We start from the raw sequence: 23,626 nt of genomic DNA, 5'->3' as shown, positions 1-23,626 counted from the left end.
GATGGCAAAGCAACATGTGTATTTCTTTGGTGACGGTCATGCCGAGGGTGATGGCCGCATGAAAAATCTGCTCGGTGGCAAAGGTGCCAACCTGGCGGAAATGACTTCCATCGGCCTGCCGGTTCCGGCCGGTTTTACTCTTACCACAGAAGTTTGCACCGAATACTACGCCAATGACCGGAATTATCCGGCGGGGCTGACTGAAGAAGTTCAATCCAACCTGGAGCGTGTCGAGCAATTGATGGGGAAAAAATTTGGTGATGCCACCAACCCGCTCCTGGTTTCGGTGCGTTCCGGTGCCCGGGCTTCGATGCCAGGAATGATGGATACCGTCCTCAATCTCGGTCTCAACGATACCACGGTGCAGGGCGTGATTGCCCAGAGCGGAGACGAACGCTTTGCCTACGACTCCTATCGACGTTTTATTCAGATGTATTCAAACGTCGTCATGGGGATGCCCGGTGAAGAGCTGGAAGATATCCTCCACGATATGAAAGAAAATAAAGGGGTCAAAGAGGATACGCACCTCAGCGCCGCAGACCTCAAACAACTGGTCACCCTGTTCAAAAACAAGGTCAGGGGGGAACTTGGCAAGGAGTTCCCTGACGATCCCAAAGAGCAGCTGTGGGGAGCGATCAGTGCCGTTTTCAGTTCCTGGATGAACGCCCGCGCCATCACCTACCGGCGGCTGAATAACATTCCGGCCGAATGGGGGACTGCCGTCAACGTCCAGTCGATGGTTTTCGGCAACATGGGGGACAACTGTGCGACCGGCGTCGCCTTTACCCGTGACCCCTCAACCGGTGAAAACTACTTCTACGGCGAATATCTGGTCAATGCGCAGGGCGAGGATGTGGTGGCGGGGATTCGCACGCCACAGCCGATCAACAAAGCCAAACACAAACCAGGCGACCTGCCCGCCATGGAAGATGTCTTGCCGGAATGCTACGCGCAGTTGGCAAAAATTCGCGATATCCTTGAAAAACACTATCGTGACATGCAAGATATCGAATTTACGATCGAAAAACACAAGCTTTACATGCTGCAAACGCGCAACGGCAAGCGCACCGCCAAGGCCGCGGTACGCATCGCCGTCGATATGGTCAAGGAAGGGCTGATCAGTGAAAATGAGGCCGTGCTGCGTGTTGCCCCCGAGCAACTCGATCAATTGTTGCATCCGTCACTCGATCCTGCCGCCGAAAAAATCGTTGTTGCCAAAGGGCTCCCCGCTTCTCCCGGCGCGGCTTCAGGAAAAATCATCTTCACCGCCGATGAAGCTGAAGCGGAGGCCAAACTCAACCGCAAGGTTATCCTGGTTCGCGTTGAAACCAGCCCCGAAGACATCCACGGCATGCACGCCGCCCAGGGCATCCTCACTGCCCGTGGCGGGATGACCTCGCACGCGGCGGTCGTCGCCCGTGGCATGGGGAAATGTTGTGTTGCCGGGTGCGGCGACATTAAAGTTGATTACCGCAACGAAACCATCACCACGGTCAAAGGGGATGTTTTCAAAAAAGGTGAGATCATCACTCTTGACGGTTCGACCGGTGAAGTGATGCGCGGCGAGGTCCCCACCGTTCAACCGCAACTGTCCGGTGAATTCGGTGAGCTGATGGTCTGGGCCGACAACATCCGCACCATGAAGGTCCGCACCAACGCCGACACTCCGCACGACGCCCAGGTGGCCCGCGATTTCGGGGCCGAGGGGATCGGCTTGTGTCGCACCGAGCACATGTTCTTTGAAGGCGACCGGATCATGGCGGTCCGCGAAATGATTCTTGCCGAAGATGTTGAAGGGCGCAAGAAAGCCCTCGAAAAAATCCTGCCGATGCAAAAAGGTGATTTCCTCGGACTCTTCCGGGTCATGAAAGGTCTGCCGGTCACCATCCGCCTGCTCGACCCGCCGTTGCATGAATTCCTGCCGCACACCGACAAGGAAATTGATGCCCTGTCAAAGGACATCGGCGTTCCCGCGGCGACACTCAAAGCCAAGGTTGAAGCGTTGCACGAATTCAATCCGATGCTCGGCCACCGTGGCTGCCGTCTGGCCATCACCTACCCCGAAATCTATGACATGCAGGTTCAGGCGATCATGGAAGCCGCCTGCGAACTGAACAAAAACGAGGGGTACGCCATCATCCCCGAAATCATGATTCCGCTGGTCAGCGAAGTGCGTGAACTGGCGGTGCTGCGCGCCAACGCCATCAAGGTCGCGGATGCCGTGATCGCCCGCTACGGCGTGAAGGTTGAGTATCTGATCGGAACAATGATCGAACTGCCGCGCGCCGCATTGACCGCCGACGTGATTGCGGCCGAAGCCGAATTCTTCTCCTTTGGCACCAACGACCTGACCCAGACCACCTACGGGCTGTCACGCGATGATGCCGGGAGATTCCTGCCCTTCTACGTCGAGAAAGACCTTTTCCCGAACGACCCCTTCGTTGCCATCGATCAGGAAGGGGTTGGCCTGCTGGTCAAGATGGGGTGTGAGAAAGGGCGCGCCGGACGACCGGGGATCAAGCTCGGCATTTGCGGTGAGCACGGCGGGGAACCGTCGTCGGTCATTTTCTGCCATCAAATTGGCCTCGACTACGTTTCCTGCTCGCCGTTCCGGGTACCGATCGCCCGCCTCGCGGCGGCACATGCGGTCTTGCTGGAAAAATAATTCGCTGGTCACTGGACATACTATTCGCACCAATAAAAAACGCCCTCGCGTAACGAGGGCGTTTTTTATTGGTGCGTCCGGACAACCAGTCTGTTTCAGGCAACCGTGACCCGCAGCCGTCCGACCTGCTCAATCTCCGCCTCAAGCACATCGCCACTTTTGACCGCCGCGACACCGGCAGGGGTTCCGGTAAGCAGGATATCCCCCGCTTCCAGCGTGAAAATCGCCGAAGCGGCAGCGATTAACTCCGGGATGCTGCGCATCATCAGGGCGGTGGTGGCATCCTGCCGCAACGCCCCGTTGACGCGTAGCGCAATACGCAACCGCTGTGGATCGGCGACCGCCTCCGCCGCGACGAAGGGGGATAGAGGACAGGAGGTATCAAACCCTTTGGCCTTGTCCCACGGGAGTCCTTTGGCTTTCAGCGCGCTCTGGACATCACGCAGGGTCATATCGAGGGCAACACCGTACCCCGCCACATGTTGCAACGCCCGGTGCGGAGGAATATCTTTCCCGGTTGCACCGATCAACACGGCAAGTTCCACCTCGTGGTGACAATCGGCCGAATATGGAGGAATAATGATTTGTTCGCCGTCAACGATAATGCTGGTTGTCGGTTTGGTGAACAGTACCGGCTCATCCGGAAATGCATTGTTCAGTTCGCGGATGTGATCGACATAATTGCGGGCAACACACACCAGCTTGCCGACCTGATAGTTTGTGGTCGTTCCACGGGGGATAATCTGAAACATTATTGATCTCCTGAAGGGGTTGGACAAGCATAGCGACTACAGCGCAAAAATGCAAGATTGAGCTGTAGTCCGCTCTGTGCTATTTTGGAATCGTGGCCAATGCTTCCCCCTTTTCTTACCGGCCCCAGGAGCCTGTCCGAGAATAAGGGCCGAAGCGAAAATCCAGAGGTTTGCGGGCAGATTTTAACTCATTTGCAGCCTCATAGCCGTAGCTATGGGGCAAAAAGGAGCTGAAATATGAGCCAAACAGCTGGGTTTGCAGCCGGCCATTCATTCTCGGACAGGCTCCTAAAGGAAAAGTGTGCTTCTACCTGTCGGCGACATGCCTAATCCACGCAGTGTTCCGGTTGTCAACATCCTGCTCATTATCATCAATGTTGCGGTTTTTCTGTTCATCACCCTCCCCCTTTCGGTAACGCCTCCGGACGCCAGCAACCCCTTCCTTTATGAATATCTGCAACTGGTCGGGGCCTACACACCCCAGGCGGTCAGCGCGGCATTGCAAAATCTGAGTGCTTACGACCTGCATGTCCTGCAATACGGTTTCCGTCCGGCTGAACCGACAGCCACGGCATTGCTGAGTTCACTCTTTCTGCACGGGGGGTGGATGCACCTGGTTGGCAACATGCTCTTTCTGTGGATTTTCGGCGATAATATCGAGTATCGTCTGGGACACCTCGGTTACCTTTGCGCCTACCTGTTCGCCGGCGTGGCGGCGACCCTGTTTTACGCCCTGTTCGTCCTCGATTCCCCGGTCCCGCTGATCGGAGCATCAGGCGCGATTTCCGGAGTGCTTGGCGCATATTTTTTCTGGTTTCCGCGCAACCAGGTAAAAGTATTCGTCTTTCTCTTCCCGTTGATCATGACCACCGTGCTGGTTCCGGCACGCGTCGTCCTCGGATTTTATCTCCTCATCGACAATCTGCTCCCCTTTGTATGGAATGGTGGCGCCGGCAGCGGAGTTGCTCACGGTGCGCACATCGGCGGCTTTATGGCCGGACTCGGTCTGGCGTGGGTGATCGATCATCGTCACGGCGACAATCATCCTTACCGGACAGCATCGCTGGCGGAGCAATCACCCCCCACTGAAAACCCGCTTAAAGCCGACCGCGAGGAAATTTCCCGGCAGATCAAACAGGGCAATCTGCGCTGGGCGGCGGGACTTTACTTCTCGCTCAACTCACGTGCCGAACGTGGCGCGATCGACGCGCCGGATGTCCTGGCGATCGGTGATTATTTTCTGCAGCAAGGGAACATCGACCACGCACTGTCGGTATTTCGCCGCTTTATTGCCGAACGACCAACTGCACAGGGGATCGATCGAGCCTACCTGGGAGCGGGGAAGGCATTAAGCTATAAACCACGCTGCAGCACCGCAGCCTACCAGTATTTCCTCAACGCCCTCGATTGCGCCAGCGATGAAGCCCTCGCCGCAGAGGCTCGAAAACGGCTGAAAATTATCGAAGAACTGCGGGGCCGCTCGCAACAGGATAGACCGCGCAAATAAAAAGCTCCGCAATATTTTGCGGAGTTTTCTGCTCAGATCGCATTTAGGGTCTGCAGGAAAATAAGGTGGCCATTATTGCGCTCAGATTTGGGTCAGATTTGGTTGCAGCGATTGAACAAAACCGCAGGCCTAGCAGGGCTAAGTCGAGGATTTTGTGATTGAGCTGCGACCGAAGATGGGCGGAAGATGAGATGCAAGATGGTTATGTTATTTTCTTACAGGCCCTTAGTGTTATTTATCCTTTGATAACATTCGATGCCTGCGGGCCTTTGGGACCCTCGGTCACGTCAAAATTGACGCGCTCGCCCTCGTTCAAAGTGCGAAAGCCATCGCCGCCGATCCCCGAATAATGCACAAAGACATCCGGACCGTTATCTTGCTCGATGAAACCAAACCCCTTCGACTCGTTGAACCACTTCACTGTACCTTCCGCCATTTTACATTTCTCCTTCTGCACCCTTGCTCCTGCGCAAGGTTTTTAAAAAAGAAGCACCGGACAACCACAACGGTCTGTGCCATGCTTCAGCCTTCTCAATTACCTGCTCAGAACGACACGGACAGGCTCCTGTTGACAGTGAAAATAATTTAACATCGTTCTATTCTGAAATGCAAAGAAAATCTAATAACATCAATTTTCTCACCGCAGGGCTGTTCGTTCCGCTGCGCACCGGTCGATTGCAGCACAGCGCAGGTCATGTTATCTTCGTCTCTCCCCCTTTAAGGAGTTTGGTGATGTTCTACTTCGATTACGATGAACCGCTATTTCGCCCCCCGAGTGAGGCACAGAGCCTTATCTTCCAGATCACTCTCGGCTGCTCGCAGAACCACTGCACCTTCTGTGGCATGTACAAGTCCAAGCAGTTCCGCATGCGCCCGGTTGCGGCAATCGCCGCCGAAATTGAGCGCATCCCGTTCGCTCACCGTGCGCCTATCCGGCGGGTCTTTCTGGCCGATGGCGATGCACTGGTCTATCCGCAGGCGGGGTTGTCTGAGATCCTCGACCTGCTTGCCAACAACTTCCCCCATCTCAACCGGATCGGGGCCTACGCCTCGCCGAACAGCCTGACCACCAAAAGTGTCGCCGAACTGGAGGCGTTGCGTAGCAAAAAACTCCGCATCCTCTATTTCGGTCTGGAAAGCGGTGATGACCCGACTCTGCTGGCGATCAAAAAGGGGTTTACCGCCGCCACCATGCTTGACCTCTGCCACACGGTGAGGAGCGCCGGGATCAAACTGTCAGTCACTGCAATCCTCGGTCTGGCCGGTGAGCAGCGCAGCAGCGAACATGCTGCTGCAACTGCCGCCTGGGTAACAGAGCTGTCGCCAGAATACTTTTCGTTGCTCACCCTTTTTCAGCGTCACAACGATGACTTTATCCGCTCAATCCAGCAACTCACGCGAGGGGGCATTCTGGAGGAAACATTGCGGATCGTCCACGGATTGGCTCCGGAAAAAACGATCCTGCGCTCAAACCACGTCTCCAATTTTCTCAACCTCGCCGGAAGTTACCCCAAAGATCGTGCGCGTCTGATTACCGATGTCGAAGGGGCCATCGCAGAGGCGCGACGGCGACCGCAGTGGTACAACGCCGTCCCCGATTATCAGGAGTCATTTTATTAATCCTCTCTTCCGCATGAAAAAAGTTCCATGCGCCCCGTTTTTTCTTTGGCGGATCGTGCAATACGGACAGTGTTGCGGTACAATGGATGTACAGGACGCGCGACCTGTCACATCAACCCTTGCCGGAATGGAGGTGCCACCAATCGTAGAACAACATAATTTATCGATGGCTACACCCGCCGACGGTTTACGGAGGTCGGCCAGACCCGTGACAGGGAAGTAGGACAAAATAAAAGAGAAGGCCCGCACATCAATGCGGGCCTTTCACTGTCTGGGCACATCAAAAGAGCATGTCCTGCGGTTTCAAACCTTGATCCTTCCCAGAACGTGTCACGATCACGAATTCTCCACCACTCGGACTTCAACCCTTCCACCTACGGCATCCGCATAACGTTGCAACGAACGCAGGCTGGGAAGAGGGTGCCCTGATTCAAGCCGGGCGACGACCGACTGGGTCGTACCCATGCGCAGAGCGACCTGGGCCTGAGTCAGGTTGGCGCGCTTGCGGGCTTCGATCAATTGTGAGGCAATGGCGAATTCTTCTTCGAGTACATCGTATTCGCGTTTAAATCCTTCATCGGCAAGTAACTCTTGTTTCAACTCCGCAATTTTCTTGCCCATGTTCAGATCTCCTTCATGCGTTGTTTGGCCAACTTAATTTCCTTCGCGGGTGTTTTTTGTGTCTTCTTGATGAAAATCCTGAGGATGACAACGCGCCTTCCTGTCACCGTGACGTATATCCCTCGCGAAATTCCGGTTTTCCCTTTGGAGCGCATTTCCCAGAGCTTGCCTTCGAGCGGACGAATGTGCGGTAAACCAACATTTTCAATTCCGTGCTTTTCAATCAATTCCGAAATACGTATAAAACGGGCCTGCATATCTTGGGGTAAATCAAGATATTCCTTCTCGACCCTTTCATCCAAGAACTCAACTCTCCACTTCATCCGCCCTCCATATTATCGCAATTTTGCTATAAATTCAAGCTGTCATTATTCTTTCAAGGTACGAAGCTAGAAAAAAAGCGGCCCGTTGGGGCCGCCTTTAGATCAAATCACTTCCCCCACTTTTCTCTGATCCGCGCCACTGCGGTCTCGACGCTGGCCTTGTCGCCGAACGCGGAGAGACGGAAGTAGCCTTCACCGCTCGGTCCGAAGCCACTCCCCGGCGTGCCGACGACGTGGCACTCGTTGAGCAGTTTGTCAAAGAAGTCCCAGCTGGTCATTCCGCCCGGCGTCTTCAGCCAGATGTAGGGCGAATCGACGCCACCGTAACAGGTAATGCCAGCGGCGGTCAGCCCTTCACGAATGATACGAGCGTTATCCATGTAATAGTCAATGGTCGCCTTGACCTGTGCCCAGCCCGCGTCGCTGTAGACCGCCGCAGCGGCCCTCTGGACCGGGTAGGAGGTGCCGTTGAATTTGGTGGTAGTGCGCCGGTTCCAGAGTTTGTTGAAGCTGAACTTTTCGCCGTTCGCGGTGGTGCCCATCACCTCTTCGGGGATCACCACCAGCCCGCAACGCACCCCGGTAAAACCAGCCGTCTTGGAGAAGGAACGAAACTCCATAGCGCACTGCTTGGCTCCTTCGATCTCGTAGATTGAGTGCGGGATGCCGGGGGTGGTAATGAACGCCTCGTAAGCGGCATCGAAAAAGATGATTGAGCCGTTGGCGTTGGCATAGTCGACCCAGGTCTTGAGCTGCTCTTTGGTGGCGACAGTGCCGGTCGGGTTGTTTGGCGAGCAGAGGTAGATGATGTCGACTTTTTCCTTGGGGAGCGCCGGAACGAAACCGTTTTCGTCGGTGCACGGCATGTAGACCACGCCCTGGTAGTAGCCTTTGTCATCCGCCTCGCCGGTGCGGCCGACCATGACGTTGGTGTCGTTGTAGACCGGATAGACCGGATCGCCGATGGCGACGACGTTATCCAGCGCGAAGATATCGAGGATATTGGCGCAGTCGCACTTGGAACCGTCGGAGATGAACATCTCGGAGCTCTTCAGCTCAATGCCGAGCGGCCGATAGCTCTTCTCAATGATCACCTGAGAGAGCCACTCATAGCCCTGCTCCGGGCCATAACCGGCGAAGTTCTCGGTGGTGCCGAGGTCGTCGATCGCGGCATGGAACGCCTTGAGCACCGCCGGGGCGAGCGGCTGGGTGACATCGCCGATACCGAGCCGGATGACCTTGGCGGTCGGGTTGGCAGCGTTGAATTCACGCACCCGCCGACCGATCTCGGGAAAGAGGTAACCGGCCTTGAGTTTCAGATAATGATCATTGATCCGTGCCATAACAAAAAAAATCCTCCAAAAAATTATTTTCACCACGAAGAACACGGAGGACACGAAGAAGTTCGAAAACGACAGGTTCTCTTCGTGTCCTGGTTCGTGATCTCTGTGGTGATATTTATCTTTTATTTAAGACCCAGAACATCCTGCATATCGTACAGACCTTCAGGCTTACCGCCGAGCCAGGCCGCCGCACGGATCGCGCCACGCGCGAACATGTCACGACTCATCGCCCGGTGGGTGAGTTCAATCCGTTCTCCCATGCCGACAAAGTAGACGGTATGCTCGCCGACGATATCACCGCCGCGCACTGTCTGCATGCCGATTTCCTCAACGCTACGCTCGCCGCACATCCCTTCGCGATGGTAGTTGGCGACCTGCGGATAGTCGCGTCCGAGGGCATCAGCAACGATTTCGCCCATGCGTACGGCAGTGCCGGAAGGGGAATCCTTTTTTTTATTGTGATGCAGCTCGACAATCTCGACATCAAAGGCGTCGCCAAGGGTGGCGGCAATATCCTTGAGTACTTTAAAGCAGAGGTTCACCCCGACACTCATGTTCGGGGCAAAGACCACCGGAACTGTTTGCGCAATGCGCTCGATTTTGCGACGCTGTTCGGGATTCATGCCGGTGGTGCCGACGATCATCGCCTTGCCAAGTTTCTCGCACACCGCAGCATTGCTCAGCGTGACTTCCGGCCAGGTGAAATCGATCAGCATGTCAGCGTCGGCCAGCGCCGTTTCGAGCGAGTCCACGATCTTGACATCCAGCGCACCGCAACCGGCGACGCTTCCAGCATCCTCGCCCAAACGAGCATGTCCAGCCATCTCTACGGCACCGATCACCTGCAAATCGGCGGATTCGGTGGCGAGGGCAACGATCCGGCCACCCATCCGGCCCGCGGCTCCGGTAACTGCTATTTTTATCATATCTGGCTCATTTCAGTACGGGGACAGGATTGAAGTCTGTCCCCGGCACAGGGTTAGATCAGATCGTAATGTTTCAGAATGACCTTTAATTTTTCCAGTGTCGCGTCGTTCATCCCGACCAGTGGCAAACGCACATCCGCCGCTATCTTCCCCATCAAAGCTAAAGTCGTCTTGACCGGCACCGGGTTCGACTCGATGAACATCGCATTGTGGAAATTGAGCAGCGACAGGTGCAAGTCGCGGGCGGTGGCATAATCCCCCCGCTGCGTCGCGCTGACCATCGCCTTGACCTGGGCGGGGATCGCGTTGGCCGACACCGAGATGACCCCCTTGGCGCCGCAGACCATCATCGGAAAGGTCAGGAAGTCGTCGCCGGAGATAACGTCGATCTTGTCGCCGGCCGCAGCCAGAATCTCGCTGGCCTGCACCAGCGAACCGGACGCCTCCTTAATCGCAACAATGTTGCTGATCTCGGCCAGACGGATCGTGGTCGCGGCGGTGATATTGACCCCGGTGCGCCCTGGCACGTTATAGAGCACCTGCGGCAACGCCACTTCTGCCGCGAGTTTTTTGTAGTGCTGATAGATCCCCTCCTGCGAGGGTTTGTTGTAATACGGGCAGACGAGCAACAGAGCGTCAGCACCCATCTGCCTGGCGTTTTGCGACAGTTGAATCGCCTCGGCGGTACAGTTTGCCCCGGTTCCGGCGATCACCGGAATCCGCTTGTTGACCTGTTCGATGCAAATCTGAATGACTCGCGCGTGCTCTTCAAAGTCAAGCGTCGCCGATTCGCCGGTCGTCCCGCAGGGCACGATAACATCCGTGCCGTTCTCAATCTGGAACTCGATCAGCTGACGGTACTTTTCCTCATCGACGTGCCCCTGGGTATTGAACGGGGTGACGATGGCAACCATGGAACCACTGAACATTGCTTTCCTCCTCATGCTGATGAAACAGTAACGGTGAACTGCGTCTGTATCTATAACTGATTAAATTGTGATGTGTTTGTTCAGATTCTGCACTTAAAACACGAAACGAAATTGGTAACATACTTGCCGGGCATTGTCAAAACGATCATCGAAATGCCGATTGTGGTGTCACGCTGACGCCCTTTGTCCAGTCGCTTTCAACCACCACATCTCCCCAGCGCCATAACGCGCCGACCCGATAGCGATAGGTCACACCGTTGGTCAGGCCGACATCCTCGTAAGTGGTCTCAACCAGGGGGGTGCGGTTAAGCGGCTGAGGAGCAAAAGGTGCTTCCCCCGCAGCGCGTTGCAGGTGGTAACCGAGCAGTTCCCCGCCAGGGATGGCTGCCGGGGCATCCCAGCTCAAGGTCACCAGCGCGTGACCCGCCGTTGCAACAAGGGCTGAGGGGAGCGGCGGCGCGGCCACAACCACCCGGTTCACCTGTGCCGAACTTCCGGGGAAACCGTCAACCGTCAGCGGCTCGATCCGGTAACGATACCCTTGCCCGGCAACAACCTGATCGTCGTAGAGACGTAAAGCGTCGCGACCGTCAGTGACGGAAAGCTCCCGCCACAGCCATTTATCATCGCGACATTCGGGGCACTCCTCCCCCGGCAGAAAGGGCAAACGATAGATACGGAAGCCAGCCACCTGCGCCGGGCTGCCATCTTCATCCTTGTCCGGCGCACTCCAGCTCAGCTCCAGCGTCGCGCCGTGCTGCAGCACCTGCACTTGCGTCGGTGCCAGCGGTAACGATTCACCCAGGGGGCGCAACGGCCCTCTTTTACCGCACCCCAAAAACAGCGGAGTGACCACCGCGAGCGTCACCAGCAACCGCCAGGGCAAACGCACGACGCAGTTACCCGTTGCGCTGCGCACGGGCGCGGGCGATCTCTCGCTCCACCGCCGCTCGTGCGGTGCCGCCGGTGGCGGAGCGGGCGTTAACGGAGGCCTCAAGAGTTATGAAATCATAAATATCTGCATCGATCAGTGCAGAAAATGCACGAAATTCTTCAAGGCTGAGTTCCGGGATATCCTTGCCGTTCTCCACACAGTAACGCACGGTTTTGCCGACCACCTCGTGAGCCTGGCGGAACGGCAGCCCTTTGCGCACACAGTAGTCAGCGACATCGGTGGCCGTCGAAAAACCGCGTGCAGCGGCCACGCGCATATTCTCTCCCTTGACCTGCATCTGCGCGATCATCTCGGCAAAAACCTTGAGACTCCCCTTGACCGTGTCGATGGTATCGAAAAGCGGTTCCTTGTCCTCTTGCATGTCCTTGTTGTAGGCGAGAGGGAGCGATTTCATCAACGTCAGCAAACTGATCAGGTTGCCGTAAACCCGGCCGGTCTTGCCGCGCACCAGTTCCGGCACATCGGGGTTTTTCTTCTGTGGCATGATCGAACTGCCGGTGCAGAAGGCGTCGGAAAGCTCGATGAAATTGAAATCGGCGCTCGACCAGAGGATCAACTCCTCCGCGAGACGCGAGAGGTGCATCATCAAAAGACTGGCACAGCTGCAAAACTCAATGGCAAAGTCACGGTCCGACACGCTGTCGAGGGAATTGCGCGTTACGCCGTCAAAACCGAGCTGCTGCGCGACCCACTCACGATCGATCGGGAAGGTGGTGCCGGCCAGAGCCCCGGCACCCAACGGCAGAACGTTGAAGCGCACGCGCATATCGTGCAGGCGCGAAATATCGCGGGCAATCATCTCCCGGTAGGCGAGCAGGTGATGGCTGTAGAGGATCGGCTGGGCGGTCTGCAGGTGGGTGAAACCAGGCATGATAATGTCGAGGTTCGCCTCGGCCTGCTGAAGCAGCGCATCTTCGAGTGCGCGCAGATAGCCGAGGATGATCTCGATCTCGTCACGCAGGTAAAGACGGATATCAAGCGCCACCTGATCGTTACGGCTGCGACCGGTGTGCAGCTTGCCACCGACCGCGCCGATCCGCTCGATCAAACGTGATTCCACATTCATGTGGATGTCTTCAAGGGCCACCGTAAACTCAACCTTGCCCGCTTCGATCTCGGCCAGGAGCGCATCAAGCCCGGCGCTGATCTGCTCAGCCTCGGCAACGGCGATGATCCCCTGACGACCAAGCATCGCGGCGTGCACCTTCGAACCCTGAATATCGTAACGCCAGAGGCGCTGGTCGAACTCGATCGAGGCCGTGAACTCTTCGACAAATTTGTCCGTTGGCTGGGTGAATCGTCCGCCCCAAAGTTTACTCATGATCTTCTCTTTCCCTGCTGTCGGCCAGCCGCTATTTTCTGGTTGCCCGTTGAATCGCGGCAATCCGCAAACGCAGGGCATTGAGTTTGATAAATCCTTCGGCGTCGGCCTGATTGTACACCTCGTCCGCCTCAAACGTGGCGAAGTCAACGTTAAAGAGGGAGTCATGCGCCGAATCACGACCGACCAGACGGCAGTGGCCTTTGTAAAGTTTGACGCGCGCCATGCCGTTGACCGTCTGTTGTGATTCATCGATCAGTGCCTGGAGTACCCGGCGCTCGGGAGCGAACCAAAAGCCGTTGTAGATCATCGCCGCGTAGCGGGCAACCAGCGAATCGCGCAGGTGCATGACCTCGCGATCCATGGTGATCGACTCGACGCCGCGATGGGCTTCTTCGAGAATGGTGCCACCGGGGGTCTCATAGACGCCACGGCTCTTCATGCCGACGAAGCGGTTCTCCATCAGATCGACGCGACCGATGCCGTGCCTGCCGCCGAGTTCGTTGAGTTTGGCAAGGAGTTTGGCCGGGGAGAGGCGTTCGCCGTTCACCGCAACCGCATCCCCTTTTTCAAATTCAATCTCGACAAACTCGGCCTGATCCGGCGCGTCCTCCGGCTTGGTGGTCAGCACGTACATTTCTTCCGGAGCTTCGGCCCAGGGGTTCTCCAGCACGTCCCCCTCAAAAGAGATGTGCAGCAGGTTGCGGTCGGAGCTCCACGGAAACTTCTTGCTGGTCGGCACCGGGATGCCATGCTGCTTGGCGTAGGCCTCAAGCGCGGTACGGCTGTTCATATCCCATTCGCGCCACGGCGCAATGACCTTGACTGCCGGGTCGAAGTGGTAGTAGGCAATCTCAAACCGCACCTGGTCGTTCCCCTTGCCGGTGGCGCCGTGGGAAACCGCGTCGGCCCCTTCCTGTTTGGCAATCTCCATCTGCGCCTTGGCGATCAAGGGGCGGGCGATGGAAGTGCCGAGGAAGTAGCGTCCTTCGTAGATGGCGTTGGCGCGGAACATCGGGAAAACGAAATCGCGCGCGAACTCTTCCTTCAGATCCATGATGTGGCAGCTGCTGGCGCCGGTCGCCCTGGCTTTGGCCGGAATGCCGTCAAGCTCTTCCCCCTGGCCGAGGTCAGCCGAGTAGGCGACGACTTCACACCCGTATTCCTCGACCAGCCATTTGAGGATAATCGACGTATCCAACCCGCCCGAATAGGCGAGCACTGCTTTTTTAACTTGCCCGTGTTTGCTCATGATCTATCTCCTGTATTTCGTTGGATTTAAATGATTTTTATTTACCACCCGCTCGCAAACTCGCTGAAGGACACGAAGCTCACGGAGAAAAGCAACTGATTTATTTCAGGGTTTCTTCGTGCCCTTCGTGTTCTTCGTGGTGAAATAATTATTGCATCAACGTCGCCATGATCGCCTTCTGCACATGCAGGCGATTTTCGGCCTCGTCAAAGACCACCGAGTGCGGTCCCTCGATTACCGCGTCGGTGATCTCCTCATCGCGGTGTGCTGGCAGACAGTGCAGTACGATGCAGTCGGGAGCGGCCACCGCCACCAGCTCCTCGTTGAGCTGAAAACCGGCAAACGCCACGACCCGCTGCGCCTGCTCGTCCTCCTGCCCCATACTCGCCCAGACATCGGTATTGAGCACATCAGCACCGCGCGCGGCTGCGAACGGATCATTGGTGTACGTGACCTTTGCTCCGGCGGCAGCGGCCCGCGCCATCACCGTGGCATCCGGCTCGTACCCCGGTGGGGTGGCGACGCGCAGCTCGAAGCCGAAGATCAGCGCCGCGTTGATCCAGCTGTTGGCCATGTTGTTGCCGTCGCCGATCCAGCAGTAGGTCAAATCGCGGTAGTTCGCCTTGTGCTCGCTGACGGTGAAAAGGTCGGCCATCAACTGGCAGGGGTGATACATGTCGGTCAGACCGTTGATCACCGGAATCGTCGAACAACGCGCCAGCTCTTCGACCGCCGCCTGCGAAAAGGTGCGGATCATGATGCCGTCAACGTAGCGCGACATCACCCGACCGGTATCCTTGATCGATTCGCCGCGCCCCATCTGGGTGGTTGACGAAGAGAGAAACAGGGCGTGACCACCGAGTTGAAACATGCCGACTTCGAACGACACGCGGGTGCGGGTCGAACTCTTCTCAAACAACATGCCGAGGGTCTTCCCCTTGAGCAGCTGGTGAACCTTGCCACTTTGCTGCATGGCCTTCAATTCGCGGGTCAGCTCAAAGAGCTTTTCGAGATCCTCACGTGACCAATCGGACAGAGCCAGAAAATCTTTGTTCATCTATTTTTCTCCCACTTCACTGCTATGGATTTCAGCCAATATCGTGTCGAGAATGGCAATCATCTCGTCGATTTCCACCCTGGTTACAACCAGGGGCGGCACGAAACGCAGCACCCGGTCCTGGGTAACGTTGAGCAGGACACCGCGTTCATGCCCCCGCTTGACGATCTCGCCAGCGGGGATCGTCAACCCCATACCGACCATCAGCCCGATACCACGCACTTCGGTGATCACCGGGTAGCGTGTTTTGAGCCGCTGCAACTCCGCCATCAGGTAGTCGCCCATGCGGTTGGCGTTCTCCAGCAACCCTTCGTCGAGAAGAGCATGCAGCGCCGCCAGCGCCGCAGCGGTCATCAGTGGATTGCCGCCGAAGGTTGAGCCATGGGTTCCCGGCGAAAAGGCCGTCGCGACCTTGGCGGTGGACAGCATGGTGCCGATGGGGGCCCCGCCAGCGAGAGCTTTGGCCAGGGTCATGATGTCCGGAGTCACACCAAAATGCTCATGGGCAAAGAGCTTGCCGGTGCGCCCCAGACCGGTCTGAACTTCATCGAAGATCAGCAGCAGTCCCTGCTCGTCACACAGTTGGCGAACCTCCCGGAAATAGTCGGCCGAGGGCACCTTGACCCCACCCTCCCCCTGAATCGGTTCGAGGAGAATCGCGCAGGTGAGCGACGAGACAGCCGCGCGCAGCGCGACAATGTCGTTGAAGGGGACATGCTTGAAACCGTGCAGGAGCGGATCGAAAAAGCGCTGGACCTTTTCCTGGCCGGTGGCTGACACCGTCGCCATCGTCCGTCCGTGGAAAGAATCGGCGGCGGTGATAATTTCAAAACAGTTTTCACCCCGCGTCTCGCGACTGTACTTGCGCGCCAGCTTGATTGCCGCTTCGTTCGCTTCCGCTCCCGAATTACAGAAGAAAGCCTGGTCGGCAAACGAGTGATTGCAGAGCAGCTCAGCCAGCTCAATCTGGTTGGGAATATGATAATAGTTGGAACAATGGATGAGGGTCGCCGCCTGTTCCTGAATCGCCTGCACTACCCGTGGGTGGCAATGGCCAAGGTTGTTCACCGCCACCCCGGCAAGAAAATCGAGATACATCTTGCCGTCGGCATCCCACAACCGGCACCCTTCGCCCTTGACCGGGACAATCGGGTAACGGCCATAAGTTTTCATAATCACCTGCTCCCCGCGGTCGATCCATTCTTGTGCACTACTCATTGGTCAAACCTCGCAATCGCGGTACCGATTCCCTTGTCGGTAAAAATTTCCAGTAAACAGGCATGCTCCATCCGCCCGTCGATGATATGGGTCTTGATGACGCCTTCTTCGATCGCATCGACACAACAGTTCACCTTCGGAATCATCCCCCCGGAAATGGTGCCATCGTTGATCAGATCAGGCACCCGGCGAATATCGATCGTCGAGATCAGCTTGCCATCCTTCCCCTTGACTCCTTCGATATCGGTCAACAGAATCAGCTTTTCCGCCTTCAGGGCGCCCGCCACCCGCCCCGCGACCAGATCGGCGTTAATGTTGTAAGTCTCACCGTTGAGGCCGACACCGACCGGCGCGATCACCGGAATGAAATTTTCTTTCTCCAGGGCACGGAGAATCTCCGGGCGCACCGTTTCAACTTCGCCAACCATCCCGACATCGATAATTTCGGGGGTCAACGTGTCGGGGTTAATGGCCGTCAGTTCCAGCTTGCGCGCGGTCAGCAGATGACCATCCTTCCCCGTCAGTCCGACCGCCTTGCCACCATGACGATTGATATTGGCAACGATTTCTTTATTGACCTTGCCGCCGAGAACCATCTCGACCACATCCATCGTCGCCGCGTCGGTAACGCGCATCCCCTGAACGAATGCGGTGGTTATCCCCATCGCCGCCAGTACCTTGCCGATTTGCGGACCACCGCCGTGGACAATGACCGGATTAAGTCCAATGTATTTGAGCAGGATAACATCGCGGGCGAACCCCTCTTTGAGGTGTTCCTCGACCATCGCGTTGCCGCCATACTTGATAACGATCGTCTGGTTGCGGAAGCGCTGGATATAAGGCAGAGCCTCCATCAGCACCTTGGCTTTATTGATTAATTCCTGCATCGTCTCCATCTCTGTCGAATTGTCGCCACAATAATCCCGGCCACGTATTTTGGTCAGTGGAAAAGCGTTTAATATATCATAATTTTTTTATTGATATAGAAAAAAATGAGGCAAACAGGGGGATTGCAACGGATTTACGGCAGGACAACCTTCACCGTCGTACCCTGCCCAGGCGTGCTGGTGAATGACAACCGACCACCGTGGACACGCACAAAACGCTGAGCATAGTAGAGCCCCAGACCGAAACCTCGCACCTGGCCGGTACGCTGGGGATCAACCTGGTAAAATTTTTCCGTGATTTTCAGCAACTCTTCACTGTTGATCCCCACCCCGTTGTCGGTAACTTCAATCACCAGTTCAGTCCCATCCGTAACGGAAAAGCGCACCCGGCCACCCTGCGGAGTAAACTTGAGGGCATTGTCGAGCAACGCCCACACCACCACATGAATCCGCCGCGAATCCAGAGAGCGCTCCCGCAATGTCGCCGGAAGGTGCACTTCGAAGTCGATCCCCTTGTGGTGAAACCTCTCCCTGAACGGCGCTGTCACCTCGGCCAGCAACTGATGCACGTCTGTCAGTTCGATTTTCGGGCCATCCTGATGAAGGATAATTTCACTGAAGGAAAGTAAATCCTTGATCAGATTATCGAGATGACGGGACTCATCGAGGATCCGGTCGAGTATGTCACGATACGCCTCCCCTTCAGGCACTACCGCGCCAGAAGCGAGGTTCTGGATAAAGAGGTAAATCGCTGTGGTCGGAGTTTTCAGCTTGTGGGAGACCAGCCCGAGAAACTCCGCTTTGAGGTGGTCACTGTGTTTGAGATCGAGCAGCTCTTCCTTGAGTTTCTTCTTTTCCAGGACACTGTCGATAGCTGTACGCAGCTGAAGGAGATTGATCGGCTTGCTGATGAACTCATCGGCACCACTTTTGAGCGCCTGCAGAATGATCTCCTTTTCTGCAAAACCGGTCATCAGCACAACAATTTGATTGGGAGCCTGCGCCTTGATCGCCCGCAACAGCTCAAGTCCACTCATGTTCGGCATCATAATATCGGCAAGCACAACATCGGGGTGTTCGCGTTCAAAAATCGTCAGCGCTTCTTCGGCACCCCCCGCCTCAAAAATATCAAAGCCGTTCAAAACCCGTGCGCACAAGCCACGAATTACCGATTCGTCATCAACAATCAGGATCGTTGATTGGGTTCTGCCGTCAGCCAAAGTCACCCCGTCAGTTCAACTGTTCATGATACTCTTGCATCGCCATCTTTGCCGAGGCAACGAATAAAAATGCAGCCTATAAAAGTTACAGCAAAGTGTCAACCTGCGCAAGCCAACTGCGCGTATATTTGCCCGGCATGCCAAAGATGACCCTGCATGACAAGCGCATGCTATGTGTTACTGTCAGCCCTCAACTTGCCGTCCTGGAAGCCCGCAGATAACACCGTAGATTCGGTTCGTGGTCTTTGCTTTTTACGACCATGAGATCTCTTGTGTGGATTTATCAATGAGACTACGTGGATTGCGGCAGGGTTTTTGCTTTGTCATATGGTGGCCCAACCGCCGGGAGGCCCGCGGAAACCTTATGTTTTGCCGCTGCCGCGGCCATTCTGGCCCCAGGATGTTATTGATGGGGACCGTTGTTTTTCCCGCGCTTTGACTGGAAGGCGTTGTTGATGACTGGTAAAATCACCGGATTTCTCGGCTATTTTCTACTGCTGACCAATCTGGCCGTGGCCTCGGTGGAGACGGCGACGCCGGTGCTGCGAGTCTACGGGCCGGGCGGTCCGTACCATGCGCTGTCGGAGTGTGCCGATCTCTACCGCGACCGGCACGGGGTCGAGGTCCAGGTGGTGCGGGCGCTCCCCCACGATCTGGCCGAGTGGATCCGTGTCGATGGCGATATCTATTATGGCGGCGCGCCCTGCATGCTCGAAGAGTTCGTCGAGAACAACCCCGGACTGCTCGACCTCGCCTCCGTCGAGTTGCTCTACCCGCGCCAGGTTGGCATCATCGTGCGCGCAGGGAACCCCCTCGGCATCGAAGGACTCGGCTGCCTGACCGAGGAGGATGTCGGCTTGCTTGATGTCAAACTGGAAAACATGGGTCAGCTGCACAACGCGTTTTCCGAGCGACCGAACAACCTGAAGAGTCTGGTCTACACCGGTCGGCAGGGGCTGCGAGCCTGGCGAAACGAACCGGAGATCGACGCCTGGGTGACCTACCGTTCCTGGCATGTCAAGCTCGACGATGCCGACTTCATCGAACTCCCTCCCGAACAGGGACTGCGCTACACCCCTCTCGCCCTGACCACGCACTCCGCCTGGCCACAGCAGGCACGCAATTTCCTCGAATTCCTCAAGTCCGAGGATGCCTACCGGATTTTCCAGAAGCACGGCTGGGACTGATCGGTTGGTATGCTGAATCGTTGATGCGTGGAGTTGAGCTGTAATAGTGTAATAGGGGGACATAGTTAAGTTGGTTAACTTGAGTGTAATAGGGGGACATAGTTAAGTTGGTTAACTTGAGTACTCTGGCTTGAAAATCGGAAAGCAACTTCGCGGGTCGCGGCCCGCTGCCGCCTCACTCTTTTGCTGGCCCAAAAGAGTAAGCAGAAAAGGGCCTGCCATTGCATGGAGCATGTCGGATGCAAGCTGCGATGTGCTCTGATGATTTCGTGCGATGGATATGGTCGGTGCGCATCTGCCGCGTCTAACGGGGCTGTTCTTTTCGCCCCGTGCCGGTCGGCGTCTCCGTTGTAAATGGGGAGTGCTGAATTGAAGCCGCCATGAAACCCGGCTATAACAATTTTCAACGCCAACGGGGCCCCTTAAGAAAGGCCCCGTCCCGGTGCAGACCCGTAAAATCTGGACATTCATTTTCCCCTGCTTAAAATCACAGCGATACGCGACCACCATGCCCGCTGCGAGCGCAGGCACTTTTGCATCCTTTTGCTGCCGGGCAAAAGGATGTCGGCTGGCGGGACGAAACCCGCCGGTTTTTGTTTCAATCTTCTACTGAATCGAAAAGCAACTTCGCGGGTCGCGGCCCGCTGCCGCCTCACTCTTTTGCTGGCCCAAAAGAGTAAGCAGAAAAGGGCCTGCCATTACATGGAGCATGTCGAATTCGCAGGGGGAGGAATTCAAGAAACTGTGTACGAGGGACGCGGTCGGTGCGCATCTGCCGCGTCTAACGGGGCTGTTCTTTTCGCCCCGTGCCGGTCGGCGTCTTCGTAGTGAACGGGGAGTGCTGAATTGAAGCCGCCATGAAACCCGGCTATAACAATTTTCAACGCCAACGGGGCCCCACAATAAGTCAACGGGGTCTGGCTTCCAAGTTGACAAGTTGAATGTAATCGCAACTCATAACGTCCAAGGGAACATTCTTGATATTTTGACATTTATCCATTCTCGGTTAGATTTTCATATCTCAACCAACAGATAACGCTCCAATAAGCGCCCTTGACAAGCTCATCGACGATCACTACTTTTTGATGACCGGCAAGAACTGTCATTTGGAAAAATGGCAGTATACTTGTGGAATGTCGTGACACACATCGTAACCATGCTCATTGCGGAGGCCACGTGGACCCGAACAGATTGACCCAAAAAACCCAGGAAGCATTCAGTCAGGCTCAAAATACGGCGGTCAAGTTCGGCCATGTCGAGGTTGACGGGGAGCATTTGCTGCATGCGTTGCTTCATCAGGACGATGGCTTGGTCCCACGCATCCTCGAAAAGATGGGCATTCCGCTTGACTCGGTTCGCAACGCCGTCGAGCAGGAACTGCGTTCCCGCCCTTCGGCCTCCGGCCCCGGCATGGAAGCGGGGAAAATCTACGTCACCCAGCGGCTTAACCGCCTGCTGGTGGAGGCCGAAAGCGAAGCGAAAAGTCTGCAAGACGAATACGTCAGTGTCGAGCACCTGCTCCTGTGTTTCTTGAAGGAAGGAAAGGGCACCGCCGCCGGGCGCATCCTCAGCCAGTTCAATATCGATCGGACCCGTCTACTCGGCATCCTCAAGGAGATTCGTGGTCATCAACGCATCACCAGTGCCGACCCGGAAAGCACCTACGAAGCGCTGCTGAAATACGGTCGCGACCTGGTCGAGGAAGTCAAGAAAGGACGACTCGATCCGGTTATCGGTCGTGATGAAGAAATCCGCCGCACGATCCGCATCCTCTCGCGCAAGACCAAAAACAACCCGGTGCTGATCGGCGAACCGGGGGTCGGCAAAACCGCTATCGCCGAAGGGCTGGCGCACCGCATCGTGCGCGGCGATGTCCCGGAGGGGCTCAAGGAGAAAACCGTTTTTGCCCTCGACATGGGCGCGCTGATCGCCGGCGCCAAGTATCGCGGCGAGTTCGAGGAACGCCTCAAGGCGGTGCTCAACGAAATCCGCGAAAGCAGTGGCCGTATCCTGCTCTTCATCGATGAGCTGCACACTATCGTCGGCGCCGGCAAGACCGAAGGGGCGATGGACGCCGGGAACATGCTCAAGCCGATGCTGGCACGCGGGGAACTCCACTGCATCGGTGCCACGACCCTCGATGAATACCGCAAATATATCGAAAAGGATCCGGCGCTGGAGCGCCGCTTTCAGCCGATCCTGATCGACCAGCCGACGGTCGAGGAGAGTATCAGTATCCTGCGCGGGCTCAAGGAGCGTTTCGAGGTCTATCATGGGGTGCGCATTCAGGACAACGCCCTGGTCGCCGCTGCGGTCCTCAGTCACCGCTATATCTCCGACCGCTTTCTGCCCGACAAGGCAATCGACCTGATCGACGAAGCCTGCGCCACCATCCGCACCGAGATCGACTCCCTCCCCGCCGAACTTGACGCGATCACGCGCCGGGTGATGCAGCTGGAAATCGAAGAGGCGGCGCTGAAAAAAGAGAAAGATGCGGCGAGTAAAAAACGCCTTGAAATCCTCAGACGCGAACTCGCCGACCTCAAAGATCAGTCCGCTACCCTGACCACCCAATGGAGCAACGAAAAAAACGCGATCAAAAAGCTTCAGGAGCTGCGCGAAGAGATTGAAAAAACCCGTCAGAAAATAGCGGTGGCGGAACGTAACTACGACCTCAATCTGGCTGCGGAACTGAAACACGGCAAGCTGCCCGAGCTGGAACGCAAACTGGGTGAAGCGGAAGCCGCAACCTCTGTCGATACCAGCTACAAACAGCTTTTACGTGAAGAAGTCACGGAGGAAGAGATTGCTGACATCGTCTCGCGCTGGACCGGGATCCCGGTCAGTCGGCTGGTCGAGGGGGAAAAGGAAAAGCTGCTCAAACTTGACACGATCCTCCATCAACGCGTCATCGGCCAGGACGAAGCGGTGCAGCTGGTCACCGACGCAGTGATTCGTGCCCGCAGTGGCATCAAGGATCCCCAGCGCCCGATCGGCTCCTTTATCTTTCTCGGTCCGACCGGCGTCGGCAAAACCGAACTCGCGCGCACGCTTGCCGCAACCCTCTTCGACAGCGCGGAGAACATGGTGCGGATCGACATGTCGGAATATATGGAACGGCACAGCGTCAGCCGCCTGATCGGTGCTCCGCCGGGGTATGTCGGTTATGACGAGGGGGGGCAACTCACCGAAGCGGTGCGCCGCAAACCGTACAGCGTCATCCTCTTTGACGAAATTGAAAAAGCGCATCCCGATGTCTTCAATACCCTGTTGCAGATTCTCGATGACGGTCGCGTCACCGATTCACAGGGGCGCACCGTCGATTTCAAGAACACCGTGATCATCATGACCAGCAACATCGGCTCGGGGTTTCTGCTGGAGGGGATCAATGCCCAGGGAGAGATATCCGACGACGCGCGCACGGCGGTGATGGCTGAGTTACGGCGGCATTTCCGCCCTGAATTTCTCAACCGGGTCGATGATACCGTGCTCTTCAAGCCGCTGCACAAGGACGAGATCGCCGCGATCATCGAACTGCTGATCAACGAACTGCGTGCGCGTCTCACCGAGCGCAACATCGCTCTCACCATCAGTGACGCGGCCAAGCGCTTCATCGCTGATGCTGCCTACGATCCGGTCTACGGAGCCAGGCCGTTGAAACGGTACTTGCAACATAATCTGGAAACGGCCATCGGTCGCAAACTTATCAGCGGAGAGATTGCCGACGGTGCGGAGATCATTGTCGAGGTCGACAATGGAAAATTAGAGATTGTTACAGAGCGTCAGTAATCCGAGCAGGAGTCCCGCGCTGAAGACGGGGGGCGCCGGGATAGAGTTCTCACG

Annotated in this window: 19 protein-coding genes; 5 read left to right on the top strand and 14 right to left on the bottom strand. The window is 56.5% G+C overall.

Translation table 11 applies throughout. From position 1 onward, the window contains the following. Window position 1: 1 nt before the first annotated feature. Window positions 2-2,665 carry a pyruvate, phosphate dikinase gene (gene ppdK, locus K0A93_02365; GenBank protein MBW6510949.1) on the top strand — a complete coding sequence of 888 codons (2,664 nt, stop codon included), beginning with the start codon at window positions 2-4 and terminating at the stop codon, window positions 2,663-2,665. A 95-nt stretch (window positions 2,666-2,760) separates the two neighbouring features. Here the strand turns inward: ppdK and K0A93_02360 are convergent, their stop codons facing one another. Then, window positions 2,761-3,417, bottom strand: a complete 657-nt coding sequence (locus K0A93_02360) for a fumarylacetoacetate hydrolase family protein (protein ID MBW6510948.1) — start codon at window positions 3,415-3,417, stop codon at window positions 2,761-2,763. 301 nt (window positions 3,418-3,718) lie between these two features. Here K0A93_02360 and K0A93_02355 point away from each other — a divergent pair, with 301 nt between their 5' ends. Next, window positions 3,719-4,924, top strand: a complete 1,206-nt coding sequence (locus tag K0A93_02355; protein MBW6510947.1) for a rhomboid family intramembrane serine protease — start codon at window positions 3,719-3,721, stop codon at window positions 4,922-4,924. A 235-nt stretch (window positions 4,925-5,159) separates the two neighbouring features. Here the strand turns inward: K0A93_02355 and K0A93_02350 are convergent, their stop codons facing one another. Beyond that, window positions 5,160-5,360 (bottom strand): cold-shock protein, encoded by a 201-nt coding sequence (locus K0A93_02350; protein ID MBW6510946.1) that lies wholly within the window; start codon window positions 5,358-5,360, stop codon window positions 5,160-5,162. A 296-nt stretch (window positions 5,361-5,656) separates the two neighbouring features. Between K0A93_02350 and K0A93_02345 the strand changes: the two genes are divergently transcribed. Beyond that, window positions 5,657-6,544 carry a radical SAM protein gene (locus tag K0A93_02345; GenBank protein MBW6510945.1) on the top strand — a complete coding sequence of 296 codons (888 nt, stop codon included), beginning with the start codon at window positions 5,657-5,659 and terminating at the stop codon, window positions 6,542-6,544. Window positions 6,545-6,880: 336 nt separating this feature from the next. On the opposite strand, the gene K0A93_02340 is transcribed toward K0A93_02345, so the two are convergent. From K0A93_02340 to K0A93_02285, 12 genes are all read right to left on the bottom strand, one after another. Next, window positions 6,881-7,165, bottom strand: a complete 285-nt coding sequence (locus K0A93_02340; protein MBW6510944.1) for a helix-turn-helix domain-containing protein — start codon at window positions 7,163-7,165, stop codon at window positions 6,881-6,883. Between the two features lie 2 nt (window positions 7,166-7,167). Then, a complete protein-coding gene (locus K0A93_02335) occupies window positions 7,168-7,488 on the bottom strand; it encodes a type II toxin-antitoxin system RelE/ParE family toxin (GenBank protein MBW6510943.1) in 321 nt (106 codons plus the stop codon). Between the two features lie 107 nt (window positions 7,489-7,595). Then, window positions 7,596-8,831, bottom strand: coding sequence for an LL-diaminopimelate aminotransferase (locus K0A93_02330; GenBank protein ID MBW6510942.1), 1,236 nt, complete (start codon window positions 8,829-8,831; stop codon window positions 7,596-7,598). A 122-nt stretch (window positions 8,832-8,953) separates the two neighbouring features. Continuing rightward, window positions 8,954-9,757 carry a 4-hydroxy-tetrahydrodipicolinate reductase gene (gene dapB / locus K0A93_02325; GenBank protein MBW6510941.1) on the bottom strand — a complete coding sequence of 268 codons (804 nt, stop codon included), beginning with the start codon at window positions 9,755-9,757 and terminating at the stop codon, window positions 8,954-8,956. A gap of 53 nt (window positions 9,758-9,810) precedes the next feature. Beyond that, the gene (gene dapA, locus K0A93_02320; protein MBW6510940.1) at window positions 9,811-10,686 is read right to left on the bottom strand and encodes a 4-hydroxy-tetrahydrodipicolinate synthase; all 876 of its coding nucleotides are present in this window, start codon (window positions 10,684-10,686) and stop codon (window positions 9,811-9,813) included. Between the two features lie 145 nt (window positions 10,687-10,831). Then, window positions 10,832-11,578 (bottom strand): fibronectin type III domain-containing protein, encoded by a 747-nt coding sequence (locus tag K0A93_02315; GenBank protein MBW6510939.1) that lies wholly within the window; start codon window positions 11,576-11,578, stop codon window positions 10,832-10,834. A 7-nt stretch (window positions 11,579-11,585) separates the two neighbouring features. Continuing rightward, entirely contained in the window at window positions 11,586-12,962 is a 1,377-nt protein-coding gene (argH, locus tag K0A93_02310) for an argininosuccinate lyase (protein MBW6510938.1), read from the bottom strand. A 31-nt stretch (window positions 12,963-12,993) separates the two neighbouring features. After that, the gene (locus tag K0A93_02305) at window positions 12,994-14,214 is read right to left on the bottom strand and encodes an argininosuccinate synthase (GenBank protein MBW6510937.1); all 1,221 of its coding nucleotides are present in this window, start codon (window positions 14,212-14,214) and stop codon (window positions 12,994-12,996) included. Window positions 14,215-14,362: 148 nt separating this feature from the next. Then, window positions 14,363-15,271 carry an ornithine carbamoyltransferase gene (gene argF, locus K0A93_02300; GenBank protein ID MBW6510936.1) on the bottom strand — a complete coding sequence of 303 codons (909 nt, stop codon included), beginning with the start codon at window positions 15,269-15,271 and terminating at the stop codon, window positions 14,363-14,365. After that, window positions 15,272-16,489: an acetylornithine transaminase gene (locus K0A93_02295; GenBank protein MBW6510935.1), complete on the bottom strand. Its 1,218-nt coding sequence runs from the start codon at window positions 16,487-16,489 to the stop codon at window positions 15,272-15,274. Beyond that, the gene (gene argB / locus K0A93_02290) at window positions 16,486-17,376 is read right to left on the bottom strand and encodes an acetylglutamate kinase (protein MBW6510934.1); all 891 of its coding nucleotides are present in this window, start codon (window positions 17,374-17,376) and stop codon (window positions 16,486-16,488) included. The genes K0A93_02295 and argB overlap by 4 nt, the downstream gene beginning before the upstream one ends. A 134-nt stretch (window positions 17,377-17,510) precedes the next feature. After that, window positions 17,511-18,602 (bottom strand): response regulator, encoded by a 1,092-nt coding sequence (locus K0A93_02285; protein ID MBW6510933.1) that lies wholly within the window; start codon window positions 18,600-18,602, stop codon window positions 17,511-17,513. 449 nt (window positions 18,603-19,051) lie between these two features. On the opposite strand from K0A93_02285, the gene K0A93_02280 reads away from it, so the two are divergent. Beyond that, entirely contained in the window at window positions 19,052-19,783 is a 732-nt protein-coding gene (locus K0A93_02280; protein ID MBW6510932.1) for a substrate-binding domain-containing protein, read from the top strand. 1,176 nt (window positions 19,784-20,959) lie between these two features. After that, window positions 20,960-23,572, top strand: a complete 2,613-nt coding sequence (gene clpB / locus K0A93_02275) for an ATP-dependent chaperone ClpB (protein MBW6510931.1) — start codon at window positions 20,960-20,962, stop codon at window positions 23,570-23,572. Window positions 23,573-23,626 lie beyond the last annotated feature (54 nt).

The organism is Desulfuromonadaceae bacterium (assembly GCA_019429445.1).
Taxonomy (GTDB): domain Bacteria; phylum Desulfobacterota; class Desulfuromonadia; order Desulfuromonadales; family JAHYIW01; genus JAHYIW01.
Note: the sequence above shows the minus strand (reverse complement) of the source record. Positions and strands in the feature narration are given on the sequence as shown.